This is a genomic window from Rhizobium sp. BR 249, from assembly GCF_047445895.1.
Classification (GTDB): Bacteria; Pseudomonadota; Alphaproteobacteria; order Rhizobiales; family Rhizobiaceae; genus Rhizobium.
In genome coordinates this window covers 117734-131005 of record NZ_JARWKX010000002.1, presented here as the reverse complement: position 1 = coordinate 131005, position 13272 = coordinate 117734, and the positions used below count along the sequence as shown (strand labels likewise).

The 13272-nt window shown below is 62.7% G+C and carries 14 protein-coding genes and 1 tRNA gene; 6 read left to right on the top strand and 9 right to left on the bottom strand.

Going from position 1 to position 13272, the window contains the following annotated elements; genetic code table 11:
- Positions 1–59 precede the first annotated feature (59 nt).
- Together QD408_RS03210 and QD408_RS03205 are read left to right on the top strand one after the other, a co-directional pair.
- Positions 60–2009, top strand: coding sequence for a DEAD/DEAH box helicase (locus QD408_RS03210; RefSeq protein WP_088684996.1), 1950 nt, complete (start codon positions 60–62; stop codon positions 2007–2009).
- Between the two features lie 44 nt (positions 2010–2053).
- The gene (locus QD408_RS03205) at positions 2054–2725 is read left to right on the top strand and encodes a class I SAM-dependent methyltransferase (RefSeq protein WP_088684997.1); all 672 of its coding nucleotides are present in this window, start codon (positions 2054–2056) and stop codon (positions 2723–2725) included.
- A gap of 2 nt (positions 2726–2727) precedes the next feature.
- Here the strand turns inward: QD408_RS03205 and glp are convergent, their stop codons facing one another.
- From glp to QD408_RS03180, 5 genes are read right to left on the bottom strand one after another with little or no spacing between them, the layout of a single operon-like run.
- The gene (gene glp / locus QD408_RS03200; protein ID WP_088684998.1) at positions 2728–3951 is read right to left on the bottom strand and encodes a gephyrin-like molybdotransferase Glp; all 1224 of its coding nucleotides are present in this window, start codon (positions 3949–3951) and stop codon (positions 2728–2730) included.
- The gene (gene moaC, locus QD408_RS03195; RefSeq protein ID WP_414138314.1) at positions 3948–4445 is read right to left on the bottom strand and encodes a cyclic pyranopterin monophosphate synthase MoaC; all 498 of its coding nucleotides are present in this window, start codon (positions 4443–4445) and stop codon (positions 3948–3950) included. The genes glp and moaC overlap by 4 nt, the downstream gene beginning before the upstream one ends.
- Position 4446: 1 nt before the next feature.
- Positions 4447–5259, bottom strand: coding sequence for an indole-3-glycerol phosphate synthase TrpC (gene trpC / locus QD408_RS03190; protein WP_088685000.1), 813 nt, complete (start codon positions 5257–5259; stop codon positions 4447–4449).
- A 9-nt stretch (positions 5260–5268) separates the two neighbouring features.
- Complete coding sequence (gene trpD, locus QD408_RS03185; protein ID WP_088685001.1) at positions 5269–6285, bottom strand: anthranilate phosphoribosyltransferase; 1017 nt, start codon at positions 6283–6285, stop codon at positions 5269–5271.
- 16 nt (positions 6286–6301) lie between these two features.
- Entirely contained in the window at positions 6302–8194 is a 1893-nt protein-coding gene (locus QD408_RS03180; protein ID WP_088685002.1) for a peptidylprolyl isomerase, read from the bottom strand.
- 219 nt (positions 8195–8413) lie between these two features.
- Between QD408_RS03180 and QD408_RS03175 the strand changes: the two genes are divergently transcribed.
- Complete coding sequence (locus QD408_RS03175; RefSeq protein ID WP_088685141.1) at positions 8414–8695, top strand: hypothetical protein; 282 nt, start codon at positions 8414–8416, stop codon at positions 8693–8695.
- Between the two features lie 72 nt (positions 8696–8767).
- On the opposite strand, the gene QD408_RS03170 is transcribed toward QD408_RS03175, so the two are convergent.
- Entirely contained in the window at positions 8768–9022 is a 255-nt protein-coding gene (locus tag QD408_RS03170; protein WP_088685003.1) for a GlsB/YeaQ/YmgE family stress response membrane protein, read from the bottom strand.
- A 539-nt stretch (positions 9023–9561) separates the two neighbouring features.
- On the opposite strand from QD408_RS03170, the gene QD408_RS03165 reads away from it, so the two are divergent.
- The 3 genes from QD408_RS03165 (at position 9562) to QD408_RS03155 (ending at position 11976) form a co-directional block, all read left to right on the top strand.
- The gene (locus tag QD408_RS03165) at positions 9562–9717 is read left to right on the top strand and encodes an entericidin (protein WP_088685004.1); all 156 of its coding nucleotides are present in this window, start codon (positions 9562–9564) and stop codon (positions 9715–9717) included.
- A gap of 464 nt (positions 9718–10181) precedes the next feature.
- Entirely contained in the window at positions 10182–11054 is an 873-nt protein-coding gene (locus QD408_RS03160) for a transglutaminase family protein (protein WP_088685142.1), read from the top strand.
- 94 nt (positions 11055–11148) lie between these two features.
- Complete coding sequence (locus tag QD408_RS03155; protein ID WP_414138313.1) at positions 11149–11976, top strand: transglutaminase-like domain-containing protein; 828 nt, start codon at positions 11149–11151, stop codon at positions 11974–11976.
- A gap of 45 nt (positions 11977–12021) precedes the next feature.
- Here QD408_RS03155 and QD408_RS03150 read toward each other — a convergent pair whose 3' ends face one another.
- From QD408_RS03150 to QD408_RS03140, 3 genes are all read right to left on the bottom strand, one after another.
- Positions 12022–12246, bottom strand: a complete 225-nt coding sequence (locus QD408_RS03150) for an alkylphosphonate utilization protein (protein ID WP_010035073.1) — start codon at positions 12244–12246, stop codon at positions 12022–12024.
- Between the two features lie 141 nt (positions 12247–12387).
- On the bottom strand, positions 12388–12717 hold the full coding sequence (locus QD408_RS03145) for a hypothetical protein (protein WP_414138312.1): 330 nt from the start codon (positions 12715–12717) through the stop codon (positions 12388–12390).
- Positions 12718–13000: 283 nt separating this feature from the next.
- A tRNA-Ser gene (locus tag QD408_RS03140) sits at positions 13001–13090 on the bottom strand.
- Positions 13091–13272: the final 182 nt, after the last annotated feature.

The following is a 13272-nucleotide window of genomic DNA, read 5'->3' as shown; positions in this document are numbered from 1 at the left end:
AGCCGGCTGGCTCCGGCCATGGCGCAGATCGCGCCTGACAGCTCCGAAAGATCGAACTCATGACAGAATTCAACGGCGTCGTTCCGGCGATCGCCAAGGCGTTGCAGAAGCGCGGTTACGCCGAACTCACCCCGGTGCAGCAGGCGATGCTCGATCCGGCGCTTGCCGCTTCCGACGCGCTGGTCTCGGCCCAGACCGGCTCCGGCAAGACCGTCGCCTTCGGACTGGCGCTGGCGCCGACACTGCTCGAAGGCAGGGAGCGCTTCGGCAATGCCGGCGCTCCGCTCGCCCTCGTGATCGCCCCGACGCGCGAACTTGCCCTGCAGGTCAAGCGCGAGCTCGAATGGCTCTACGAGTTGACCGGTGCGGTGATCGCGAGCTGCGTCGGCGGCATGGACATCCGCAGCGAGCGCCGCTCGCTCGAACGCGGCGCCCATATCGTGGTCGGCACGCCGGGTCGCCTGTGCGACCATATCCGCCGCCACGCACTCGACATGTCGGAACTGAAAGCCGCCGTGCTCGACGAGGCCGACGAAATGCTCGACCTCGGCTTCCGCGAGGACCTGGAATTCATCCTCGACTCCGCGCCGGACGAGCGTCGCACGCTGATGTTTTCGGCAACGGTGCCGGCCGCGATCGCCAAGCTCGCCAAGAGCTATCAGCGCGATGCCGTGCGCATCAGCACTGCGGCCGAAGAGAAGCAGCATGTCGATATCGAATATCGCGCGCTCGTGGTGGCCCCGAGCGACCGCGAGAACGCGATCATCAACGTGCTGCGCTATTATGAAGCGACCAATGCCATTGTCTTCTGTTCGACGCGCGCGGCGGTCAATCACCTGACTGCGCGCTTCAACAACCGTAATTTCTCCGTCGTGGCACTATCAGGCGAACTGACGCAGAACGAGCGCAGCCATGCGCTGCAGGCGATGCGCGATGGGCGCGCTCGCGTCTGCATCGCAACCGACGTCGCCGCCCGCGGCATCGACCTGCCGGGCCTCGATCTCGTCATCCACGCCGACCTGCCGACCAATCCGGAAACGCTGTTGCACCGCAGCGGCCGTACCGGCCGTGCCGGGCGCAAGGGTATCAGCGCCATGATCGTGCCGCTGAATGCACGGCGCAAGGCCGAGCGCCTGCTCGAGAATGCCGGGATTTCGGCCGCCTGGGCGCGGCCGCCTTCGGCCGAGGAAGTAAGCGAACGCGACGACGAGCGGCTGCTTGCCGATCCGATCTTCCACGACGCGCCGCAGGAGGAAGAGCAGGGGCTGGTGCAGCAGCTTCTTTCGAGCCATGGCGCCGAAAAGCTTGCCGCCGCTTTCCTGCGTCTTTACCGCACCAATCATTCGGCGCCGGAAGATCTCATCGAGGTTGCGGTTCAGGACGATCGCAGCCGCAAGCGCCGCGACAATGCCACGCCCTACGAGCCGGCGCAGAAGGGACCGCGCGAAGATTTCGGCCCCAGCGTCTGGTTCTCCGTCTCGGTCGGGCGCAAGCAGAATGCCGAGCCGCGCTGGCTGATCCCGATGCTCTGCCGCAACGGCAACGTGACCAAGCGCGAGATCGGCGCGATCAAGATGCAGCCCGAGGAAACCTATGTGGAGATCGCGGCAGCGAGCGCCGATAGTTTCCTGAATGCAATCGGCCCGAACAAGGCGCTGGAACGCGGTATCCGGGTCACAAGGCTTCCCGGCACGCCTGACTTCAGCCGCGCGCCGGCGCCGAAAGCCTATGCCGGCAAGCCCTCCCGTGATGAGCGGCCGGGCGAGGCGTTCCGCGACGAGCGGCCGAAGAAGAAGTTCGGCAAGGGTCCGGGATACGCCGCAGCCGACAATGGCAGCGGGGAAAAACGGGATTCCAAGCCCTGGAGCAAGAAACCGGGCAAGCCCGGCTTCGACGGTCCGAAATCCGACAAGCCCAAATATGATAAGCCGAAATTCGAAGGCGGCAAATATGAGGGCAAGGGCGGCGCTGGACCGAAGGGCAAATTTTCGAAGAAGAAGCCCGGCTGATTTTGATCGCCGCGTGATTTCTTGACCGGCAGGATCAGACGACGATGAAACGCTCCGGCATGTCACGTGTCGATCCGTCCGCCTTCATCAAGGCCAATCTGCCGATCTCAGCGGTCCCCTTGATCCCCGAGATCCTGCTGCACACCGCAGGACCGGCGAGCGGGCTCTGGCGGCTTGCCGGCCGCGGAGAAGCCGATCCGCCGCCATACTGGGCCTATCCCTGGGCAGGCGGCGCCGTCCTTGCCCGCCATCTGCTCGACCGGCCGGAAACCGTTGCCGGCCGCCGCGTCCTCGATCTCGGCGCCGGCTCGGGGCTCGTCGCCATTGCGGCGGCAAAGGCTGGAGCCGGCGCGGTTACCGCGGTCGATATCGATGCCAACGCCATTGTCGCAATCGGCCTCAACGCGGCGGTGAACGGTGTGACCATCAACGTGGTCGCCGCCGATATCATCGAGGCCTCGCTGCCGGAGACCGATCTCCTCGTCGTCGGCGACCTGTTCTACGATCCGTCACTTGCTTTGCGAGTCGTCGCTTTCCTGCGGCGTTGCCAGGCCGCAGGCATCGACGTGCTGGTTGGCGACCCGGAGCGGGCCTATCTGCCGCAAAAGGAATTCAGGCGGATCGCCACCCATCCCGTTGCGGATTTCGGGGCAGGCGTGGGCGGCCAAGCGGTGCAGGCGGGCGTGTTCTCGCTCTCGGCAATCGCTGAGGCGTAAAGCTAGACCAAGAGCTCTGGGCGCAGCAGCATGACGGGGCAGGGCGCTCCGGCCGGCAGCTCCGGCGCATGCGGCGGGCGGACGATGAGGCAGTCCGAATGGGCGAAGGTCTTCATCATCGATGAGTCCTGCTTGTCGAAGGGCTCGACCAGCCAGTCGCCGGCGGCGGATTTCGAAAGTTTCGCCCTGATATAATCCTGCCGGTGATCGTTGGCGCGCAATGTGACTGCCGCTTCCGCCACGGCCTCGCGCCGCACCGGCGGCAGGGAAGCAAGTCTACGAATCAACGGCTCGAGGAAGAGCAACGAGCAGACGAGGCTCGAGACCGGATTGCCGGGCAGGCCGAGCACATGCGTCTCGCCGAAGCTGCCGACCATCAGCGGCTTGCCGGGGCGCATGGCGATGCGCCAGAAATCGAGCTGCATGCCGGCCTCGATCAAAGTGGCCTGCACCAGATCATGATCGCCGACCGAAGCGCCGCCGAGCGTGACGATGACATCCACCTTGGCATCCCGCGCCCTCTCGATTGCACCGGTGATCCTGGCTTTATCGTCAGGCACGATGCCGAGATCGAGCACATCGGCGCCGGCTTTGCGGGCAAGGGCTGCAATACCAAAGGTGTTGGATGCAATGATCTGCGAGGGGCCGGGCGTGCTTCCGGGCGGCAGCAGTTCGTCGCCGGTTGCGAGGATGGCTATCAGAGGGCGACGAAGCACCTCGACATCGGGTCGGTTCATGCCGGCGGCGACCGTCAGCCGCGAGAAATCGAGCACGATGCCGGCAGACAGCACCGCTTCGCCGTCCACGAAATCCTGGCCGCGGGGGCGGACATGCTGTCCCTGCCGTACCGGAAAATTGGTTCTGACGCCGCCTTCGATCTTCTCCGCATCCTCCTGCAGCAGGACGCTGTCGGCGCCCGGCGGAACCGGCGCGCCGGTGAATATGCGGACGGCCTCTCCCTGACCAACGCTTCCCTCGAAGCCGTGGCCCGCGGAAGACGTGCCGATGACCTTCAATACGGCGCCCGGCTCCGGCGCGTCTTCGCGGCGCAGCGCATAGCCGTCCATGGCAGAGGCATTGAAGGGCGGCTGGGTCAGGCGCGCCTTAAGATCGACAGCCAGGACGCGGCTTTCGGCCTCGGCGAGCGGCAGCGTCTCGGAGGCAGCGACGGGCTTTGCGCGAGAGAGCAGGCGGCTCAGGGCCTCGGAGACCGGCAGAAGGTTCATTTTGCCTCCGGATGACGGAAATCGCCTGATTTGCCGCCGGATTTTTCGAGCAGCCTGACGCCGCCGATCTCCATTGCCTTATCGGCGGCCTTGGCCATGTCGTAGATGGTGAGACAAGCGACCGAGACGGCGGTCAGCGCCTCCATCTCCACGCCGGTCTTGCCGGTGAGCTTGGCGGTTGCCGTGACGCGCAGGCCGGGCAGGGCAGCATCTTCCTCGATCTCGACCGAGACCTTCGTCAGCATCAGCGGATGGCAGAGCGGGATGAGATCTGCGGTGCGTTTTGCCGCCATGATGCCGGCAAGGCGGGCCGTGCCGATGACATCGCCCTTCTTGGCATTGCCGTGGCGGATGAGCGCGAGGGTTTCCGGCGCCATCTTCACATGGCCCTCGGCCGTGGCGATGCGCACCGTCTCGGCCTTATCGGAGACATCGACCATATGCGCCTCGCCGGAGGCATCGATATGGGTGAGGCCGGGCTTTCCGCCGCTCATATCATTCAGCCGCGATGGCGGCTTCGCCAAAGAGCAGCCCGCGGGTGGCAGCCGCTACGTCATCCTTACGCATCAGGCTCTCGCCGACAAGGAAGGTATTGATGCCGGAGGCCTGCAGGCGCTGGCAATCGGCATGGGTGAAGATGCCGCTTTCGCCGACGAGCAGCCGATCGTCAGGAACCATGGCCGCCAGCGTCTCGCTGACCGTCAGGCTGACCTCGAAGGTCCGCAGATTGCGGTTGTTGATGCCGACGAGCGGCGAGGAGAGCTTCAGCGCGCGCTCCATTTCCGGCGCGTCATGAACCTCGGCCAGCACGTCCATGCCGAGCGAGAAGGCTTCGTCCTGCAGACGCTCCGCATCGTCATCCGTCAGTGACGCCATGATGAGCAGGATGCAATCGCCACCCCAGGCGCGCGCTTCATGGACCTGATAGGTCTCGAACATGAAGTCCTTGCGCAGCGCGGGCAGGGCGCAAGCGGCGCGCGCCGCCGTCAGGAATTCCGGCGCACCCTGGAAGCTCGGCGTATCCGTCAGCACGGAAAGGCAGGCAGCGCCGCCGGCTTCGTACGCCTTGGCCAACGCCGGCGGGTCGAAATCGGGGCGAATGAGACCTTTCGAGGGGCTCGCCTTCTTGATCTCGGCGATCAGACCGAAATGGCCGGCGTCGCGCTTGGCGGCAAGCGCCTTAAGGAAGCCGCGCGGAGCGGACTGATCGGCCTGCATCGCCTTCAGGTCGGCGAGCGACACCGCCGCCTTGGCGGCGGCGATTTCCTCGCGCTTGTAGAGTTCGATCTTCTTCAGGATATCGGTCATCGGCCAATCCTAATCGATATCGTTGGAAACGGCGACGAGTTTGTCGAGCGCGAGCGCCGTGGCGCCGCTATCCAGCGACTGCGCGGCCAGCATCATGCCGTCGCGGATCGTCTCGGCCTTGCCGGCGATGACGAGCGAGGCTGCGGCATTGGCCAGCGAGACGTCTCGATAAGCATTCCTGGCGCCGCCCAGAACCTCGCGGAGCGCCGCGGCGTTCGCGACACCGTCGCCGCCTTTGATATCGGCGAGGATGCAGGGGCTGACGCCGAAATCGGCAGGAGACAGCTCGAAGGTGCGGATCTTGCCGTCTTCGAGCGCGGCGACCTGGGTGATTCCCGTCGTGGTAATTTCATCGAGGCCGTCGCCATGGACCACCCAGACGCATTCGGAGCCGAGATCGCGCATCACTTCGGCAAGCGGCACCAGCCACTGCGGCGAGAAGACGCCGAGCAACTGGCGGCGGACGCCGGCCGGATTGGAAAGCGGCCCGAGCAGGTTGAAGATGGTGCGCGTGCCGAGTTCGACGCGCGAAGGGCCGACATGGCGCATGGCGGAATGATGAAGCTGCGCGAACATGAAGCCGACGCCGGCTTCCGCGATGCAGCGCGTGATGATCTCGGGACCGACATCGATATTGACCCCGAGCGCCGCGAGATTGTCCGCCGCACCCGATTTCGAGCTCAGCGCCCGGTTGCCGTGCTTGGCGACGGGCACACCGGCGCCGGCCACGATCAGCGCCGCCAGCGTCGAAATGTTGTAGGTGCCGCTGGCATCGCCGCCGGTGCCGACGATGTCGATCGCGTCTGCCGGCGCCTCGACGGTCAGCATTTTCGACCGCATGGTGGTGACGGCGCCGACGATCTCGTCGACGGTTTCGCCGCGCACACGCAGCGCCATCAGGAAGCCGCCGATCTGCGAAGGCGTCGCCTGGCCGGACATCAGGATGTCGAAGGCGGCGCGGGCCTCGTCACGCGTCAGTGCCTCGCGGCTCGCGGTCTTGGCCAGGAACGGCTTGAGATCGGTCATACGGTTTCCAAGCCTCCTAGCGGACGGTCGCCTGCTCTGCGAGCGTCTGGTTGATCTGAGCGCCATACTGCGTTTGCAGCAGGTTGACCATCTGATCGAGAATATCATCGCCGGCGGCGTTGGCCATGGCGGTGATCTGGGCGTCGCGGTTGTTCAGCACGTCGCCGGTCGGCTGGGTGTTGACCTCCGTGACCTTCATGAGGATCTGCGTCGAAGGATCGGCGCCGACAGCGCTCGCCACCGTATCGACCGGGCCGGAGAAGGCGGCGCTGATGCCTGCGCGGCCGAGCACCGGATCGTCGGTGGAGCGGGTGACGCCGCTCTTGCTCTCGACCGCGATGCCGAGCGGAGTTGCGATATCGGCAAGTGCGGTGCCCTTGGCCGCCTCGGCCTTCAATTCGTCGGCCTTCTTGGCGAGTGCGGCTTTCTGCTGCTCCGCCGTCCAGTCCTCGACGGCCTTCTCGCGCACCTCGGCGACGGGACGCTCGCGGTCCGGCGTGATTTCGCGGACGTTGAACCAGACATAGCCGTCATTGCCCATCGGGAGCGGCGGCGCATCGACGCCGACCTCGGTCTTGAAGGCTTCGCCGAGCAATTGCTGCCGGATCGGGATATCCTTGATCTCGTTGCCGTCCTTGCCGGCGCCGGTCATATCGACGGCATCGACCGTCACCGCCTGGAGCTTCAGCTGGCTGGCAATATCCTCGAGCGTGGAACCGCCGGCGCGCATATCCTCGATGCGGTCGTGAACATTGATCACTTCCTGAGAGGCATTGCTGAGTGCCAGCTGCTTACGGATATCTTCCTTCACCTCATCGAAATTCTTGGCCGTTTCCGGCTTGATGTTGCTGATGCGCAGGATGACCGGACCGAACGAGCCGTCGACGACAGGCGTCGTGCCGCCATCCTTCGAAACAGCGAAAGCGGCATCGGCGACGGCCTGGTCGGGAACCTTGTCCTTGGTGAATTCGCCGAGCAGCACATCGTTTGCCGTCTTGCCCTGATCGGTGACCAGCTGATCGAAGCTGGTGCCGCTCTTCAGAGCCGTTTCGGCGGCGGTGGCAAGATCCTTGTTGGCGAATGCCAGTTGCTCGATGGTGCGGCTTTCCGGCGTGCGGTAGCTATCCTTGCCCTTGTCGAATGCCTCGCGGATCTGGTCGTCGGCGACGGTCGCCGCGTCGGCGATATCGGCTGGCTGTAGCTTCAGATAAATGATCTTGCGGTATTCCGGTGCGCGGTAGCGCTGCTTGACGCCTTCGAACCAGGCAGCCAGCACGTCGTCGGCAGGCGCCTTGATCGGCTCGATATTGGCGTTGGTGAGCAAGAGATAGTCGACGCCGCGGCTTTCCTCGCCATAGAGCTTGAGAGCGTCGACCAGCGTTTTCGGCGCGGTGAAGCCGTTGGAAACGGCATCGACGATCTGGCTGCGAACGGCGACTTTGCTGCGCTCCTTGATGTAGTCCTCCTGGCGGATGCCGGCATTGCGCAGGCGCGAGATGAAGAGCTCGCGGTCGAACTTGCCGTTGACGGCCTTGAAGGCCGGATCGTCACCGATGAGCTGGGCGAGGCGGTCCTCGGAGAGGCCAAGGTTCATGTCCTCGGCAAGCTGGTCGAGCGAAGCGCCGGCGACGAGCTGGGCGAGCACCTGCTGCTCGACGCCGAAGGCGCGGGCCTGCTCGGGAGTGAGGCGCATGCCGAACTGCTGGCTGAGGCTTGCCACCTGGCGCTGATAGGCGAGATGGAATTCGTTGACGCCCACCTGCTGATCGCCGACGGTCACGACCGTGGTGCTGTTGCCGCCCGTTATCAGCTCGCGCGACACGCCCCAGATGCCGAAAGAGGCGACGAGCAGGAGCAGGAGCAGCTTGGCAACCCAGGTCTGAGCAGCTCTTCTCAGGAAATGGAACATGAAAACGCAAACCTCGCAGTATCATTGGCCCGCACGCGGGCAGACATTCGACGTTCCTTAAAACAAACCCGACAGGAAATGAAGGGTTTGTCGCGCGAAAAGCTGCGCGGGGCGACGGCCGTCGCGACCGGTCCCGGCGAGGAACAAAAGATCGGCTGGAACGGAACCTTTCCGGCCGTCATTTCGTTGAAGCGGCATCCCATGAAACAGGAGCAGACCATGGCAGAATTGAAAACCGCTTCCGCCGAATCCACCGCTGCGCGCGTCAAGGCTGATATCGCAGCAGACGATCTGTCGGCGCAGGTCACGGCGCTGCGCGAAGACCTCTCCAGGCTGACGGAAAGCGTGCGGGCGCTGGGGCAGGGAGCAAAGTCGGTCGTTACCGACGAGGCTTCGCTGATGACGGAGCGGCTGCGCGACAAGGTGCGCGAAGAACCGCTCATGGCGCTCGCGATGACGGCGGGCATAGCCTATCTTTTCGGCCTGCTGAGCCGCCGCTGAACTCGGACATTGGACAAGGAAAAAGCCGGACGCGATCAGCGCCCGGCTTTCGGTGTTGTCTGCAATAAAGGGTTAGCGGCGAATGACTCGCCCGACCGCGATCAGGATGCAGGCACCGACGAAACCGGTGATCAGATAACCCAGCCAACCGGCCAGCGGCTGGATGTGCAACAGACCCAGGATCCAGTTGGCGACGATAGCGCCGACGATGCCGAGCAATATGTTCATGAGCAGGCCCATATTGCTGCTCATGACCTTTTCGGCCAGCCATCCGGCGATACCGCCAATGATGATGGCCGCGATCCAACCCACGCCTGCATTTTCCATAATAGTTTCCCTCCTGATGAAATGCCTCGTCACTATGCACGAAACGAAAAAAAGTTCCACTCCTGGAAGAACTTAAGCCTTCACGGCTGCAACAGGGTGACCGGAGTTTCCAGTGCATGAACGGCGACCTGGAACAGGAGGCCGGCAATGGCGAGCACGGCGAAGCCGACAGGCATGATCAGACTTTTGCTAAACATCTTCCTCTCCCTTTTGAGTAAAGCATAAGCTGAAGATGACGCCGCGCAAGGATATTATTAATGATTAGTTAAGCGCCATATTTGATTAAAATTTAATACATCAAAATGGTACAAGGTGTTATTCTATGGGACATGGCAAGAAATACTCGAACAGATGATGCAGCTGACGCGATATGTGGCTTTCTGCGATTTTCGTCACTTCGGAAAGCAACGATCTGGTATAACCGCCATCGGTCTACACCAGCCATTCCGCAATTGTTGCGCTCCGGACCTCCGGCGATTGATTTTGCCGCGGAGTGCATCATTTTCTTCTGATCACGATTCATCCGGGGAAGACACTCGATGCCAAAAGCTGCCATCGCCATTACCTGCATCTGCCTGCTCACGCTTTCCGGCTGCGGCAATACCGCATACGGGCTGAAGAAGGATGGGCAGGAAACCAGCCACGCACTGGACAATGCAACGCATCGGGTGCTTTCGGCCGGCGCCAAAAAGTAAAGCCGGGCGGCCGGAATAACCGCGCAAAAAAGCCCGCCTGGGGTGAGGCGGGCTTGGTAACAGAGAGAAATAACGGACAAGCCGTCTGGAAACTAATAGCGCAGGGCTATGTCATTCGACGTCACCGCGACCGACACCGTTCCGGCAAGGATCGGCACAATCGAGGTCAGAAGTTGCCCCAGTTCTGAGCGCGGGCACGGGCGCGAATAATCCGGTATTCGCGACCGCCATAGAGCGAACCGATTGTCAGCAGAAGCGTAAGAACGTCCCAGGCGATATGCATCGTACCCTCCTTAGGTTGGACGGCTCTGCCGTCGATCGGTGAAGCTACAATAGCAATCTTTCGAATCCGCTTATATGACAAGAAATCGGGATGAGCGAAGAAGTGGGCAGAGCACGTCCAAGGGAAAGGCGGCATGGCCGCCTTGGAGCAGCAACGTGAACAGATCGCGGGGCGGCGGCCCATGACAATTTTCACTGTCCGCCATATCACCTCCTATCGCTATCTCAGAGAGGTCTATTTCGGCCAGCATCGCCTGATGTTCCGGCCACGCGACAGCTTCGACCAGCGGCTCATGGAGGCGTCGTTGACGATCTATCCGGAGCAAAGCCGCGTGCGCTGGATCCACGACGTCTTCGGCAACTGCGTCGCACTCATCGATATTCCGACCCCATCCTCCGAACTTCGTTTCGAAACCTGGATCACGCTCGATCATACGCCTCAGGTCGCGCTCGATCTCCGGGTCGAAGATGCGGCCCTGAGCTATCCCTTCCCCTACGATCAGGACGAAATCGCCGATCTCGCGCCATCGATGCAGCGTCATTATCCCGATCCGAATGATGAGGTCGGGCGCTGGGCAAGCCGGTTCGTGCGACAGGGGCGCCCGACGGAAACCGGGCATCTGCTGATGACGCTCTGCTACGCCATCCGGGAAAGCTTCGTTTATGCGCGGCGCCTGGAACATGGAACGCAGCCGCCGGTCCAGACCTTGCAGCTTCGCTCCGGCACCTGCCGGGATTTCGCGCTTCTGATGATGGAAGCGGCACGGGCGCTCGGCCTCGCGGCGCGATTCGTCACCGGCTATGTCTATGTTCCCGACCGGGACGGCTCCACCGTGCTAGGCGGCGGCTCCACCCATGCATGGTGCCAGATCTATCTTCCCGGCGCCGGCTGGGCGGAGTTCGACCCGACCAACGGGATCGTCGGCAACCGCGACCTCATCCGCGTCGCCGTTGCCCGCGACCCCCGCCAGGCGGTCCCGTTGAGCGGCAGCTACGACGGTGGGCAAGGGGATTTCGACGGCATGACCGTGCAGGTCAACGTCACGACCGGATAGCCGCGCCGAAACGCCCGCAGCCTGCGGAACCGCGCAGCGCCGATCAACGTTCGATAGGCAGCCGCACATGCGCAATCGCGACGAGGAAGCCGCCATGAAGATACGCGCCGGGTTTCATCTGGGATACGAATGCGTACAGCCGACACCCATGCTGCTCGTCCTCAACATTCATCCCTCGCGGCGTGCCGATCTTCTGAGCGAACAGGTCCTGACATTCGACCGGCCGATCGAAGTCTGGGAGTATATTGACGTGTTCGGCAATGCCTGCAGCCGCATCGTGGCGCCACCCGGACTGACGACGATTTCCACCGAGTTCGAGATCTACGACAGCGGCCAAGCCGACATCGTCCCTGAGAATGCCGTGCAGCACGCGATCAAGGACCTGCCTGACGAGGTGCTCGTCTTCCTGCTCGGCAGCCGCTATTGCGACACAGACAGGCTTTCGGATTTCGCCTGGGCGACCTTCTCGTCGACGCCGCTCGGATGGGCGCGCGTCCAGGCGATCTGCGATTTCGTTCACAGCCATATTACCTTCGATTACCAGAAGGCCGATGTGCTCAGGACCGCGCATGGCGGCTTCACCGACAAGAGCGGCGTCTGCCGCGATTTCGCCCATCTCGCCATCGCGCTTTGCCGGTGCATGAACATCCCGGCCAGATACTGCACGGGCTATCTCGGCGATATCGGCGTTCCGATCGACCCCAATCCGATGGATTTTAGCGCCTGGTTCGAGGTCTTTCTCGGCGGTCACTGGCACACGGTCGATGCCCGCCACAATACGCCGCGCATCGGCCGGATATTGATGGCGACGGGCCGCGACGCCACCGACGTCGCGATGTCGACGGCCTTCGGCCCGGCAACGCTTTCCCGTTTCGAGGTGATCACCGCGGAAGTGCCTCAGGAAGACGCCGACGAGGAGTGACCCGCAGGATCTGTCTCGGAATGCATCGGCGAGGCGAGGGAGGTCCTATGCCTTCTTCAGGAATTCCGTTTTCAGCACGAGACCTTTGACCTGCTTGGTGTTGCACTCGATCTCGCCGGGATTGTCCGTCAGACGAATGCCCTTGACGAGCGTCCCGCGCTTCAGCGTCTCGGAGGTTCCCTTGACCTTGAGGTCTTTGATCAGCGTCACGGAATCACCGTCGTGAAGCTGGCTTCCGTTGCTGTCCTTTACAATGATGTCGTCTGCCATGATGTCCTCGCTTGATGATGCGGGACGGGAAATCATGGCAGCACGGGATAGTCAACCGCTGTCGGCGGGTCGATCTGGTGCCCGGAGTTAGATTTACGCCATAGCGCCCTAGCAGGCCTGTCGCGCAAAAGCCGGCTGGATTCAGCCTGCCTCATGCTTGCCGGTCAGGCGGTTTCGCCCCTTCCAATATGAGCAATCAGGGCAGGCTTCGCCGGACGGGTAATCGATCCCCTCCTCGTGAGGGCAACCGAAAATTCCCTCCATCGCCGCCACCGATTTCACATCATTTTCGCGAAGGAAGGCGGCGATCTCGGCAATGATGGTCTCGTCCGTCCTGAGATCGCCGGTTTCGGCAAACCATCGGCGCAGATCAGCCGCGTCCGAATCCGTCGCCGGGATGATGGACACGGCCGCCTTCGTGGCGCGGCGGTTGTCGGGACCATAGTAGGCGATCGGACCAAGGTCCGACACGCCCCGGACTTCATGCCCATAGCAACTCTCAGCCGCGACGATAGGTTCTTTCGGCACGCATGAAGGTATTCGGAGTTTTTGCTGTGACTAAGATCATCGTCGCGGGGATGATATTGACGCCCGTCATCTTCTGGGGGTCTATTGGCGTCCTGATATATTCACTGTTGTCGTAGAGCTCTTTCGCGCATTACGAATGAGGATGAGTGAACCGGCAGCGCCCCGAAACCGCGGCATCGCGCGCCATGGCGTCGGTCTTGAACGATCATAAAATTTGCTTGGAAATTGGCGGAAGAGGTGGGATTCGAACCCACGGTACGGTTTCCCGCACGCCGGTTTTCAAGACCGGTTCCTTAAACCACTCGGACACTCTTCCAGGCAATTGAGAAGCCCAAGGAAATTCCGTTTCGGTATTCCGTTGGATCGGTGTCTTCCACCGATTTGCCGCCCATCACACAGGCGGGCTTTGTAGCAGCTTTGACCGCAGCGTCAACTTGTTCCGCGCCGTTCGCTTCATACCGGCATGGTAGGAATAAATCGGTTGCTTCGAAAGCGCTC

Coding starts and splice junctions, on each gene's coding strand:
- QD408_RS03210 (WP_088684996.1), top strand. CDS start 60: ATGACAGAATTCAACGGCGTCGTTCCGGCGATCGCCAAGGCGTTGCAG.
- QD408_RS03205 (WP_088684997.1), top strand. CDS start 2,054: ATGAAACGCTCCGGCATGTCACGTGTCGATCCGTCCGCCTTCATCAAG.
- glp (WP_088684998.1), bottom strand. CDS start 3,951: ATGAACCTTCTGCCGGTCTCCGAGGCCCTGAGCCGCCTGCTCTCTCGC.
- moaC (WP_414138314.1), bottom strand. CDS start 4,445: ATGAGCGGCGGAAAGCCCGGCCTCACCCATATCGATGCCTCCGGCGAG.
- trpC (WP_088685000.1), bottom strand. CDS start 5,259: ATGACCGATATCCTGAAGAAGATCGAACTCTACAAGCGCGAGGAAATC.
- trpD (WP_088685001.1), bottom strand. CDS start 6,285: ATGACCGATCTCAAGCCGTTCCTGGCCAAGACCGCGAGCCGCGAGGCA.
- QD408_RS03180 (WP_088685002.1), bottom strand. CDS start 8,194: ATGTTCCATTTCCTGAGAAGAGCTGCTCAGACCTGGGTTGCCAAGCTG.
- QD408_RS03175 (WP_088685141.1), top strand. CDS start 8,414: ATGGCAGAATTGAAAACCGCTTCCGCCGAATCCACCGCTGCGCGCGTC.
- QD408_RS03170 (WP_088685003.1), bottom strand. CDS start 9,022: ATGGAAAATGCAGGCGTGGGTTGGATCGCGGCCATCATCATTGGCGGT.
- QD408_RS03165 (WP_088685004.1), top strand. CDS start 9,562: ATGCCAAAAGCTGCCATCGCCATTACCTGCATCTGCCTGCTCACGCTT.
- QD408_RS03160 (WP_088685142.1), top strand. CDS start 10,182: ATGACAATTTTCACTGTCCGCCATATCACCTCCTATCGCTATCTCAGA.
- QD408_RS03155 (WP_414138313.1), top strand. CDS start 11,149: ATGAAGATACGCGCCGGGTTTCATCTGGGATACGAATGCGTACAGCCG.
- QD408_RS03150 (WP_010035073.1), bottom strand. CDS start 12,246: ATGGCAGACGACATCATTGTAAAGGACAGCAACGGAAGCCAGCTTCAC.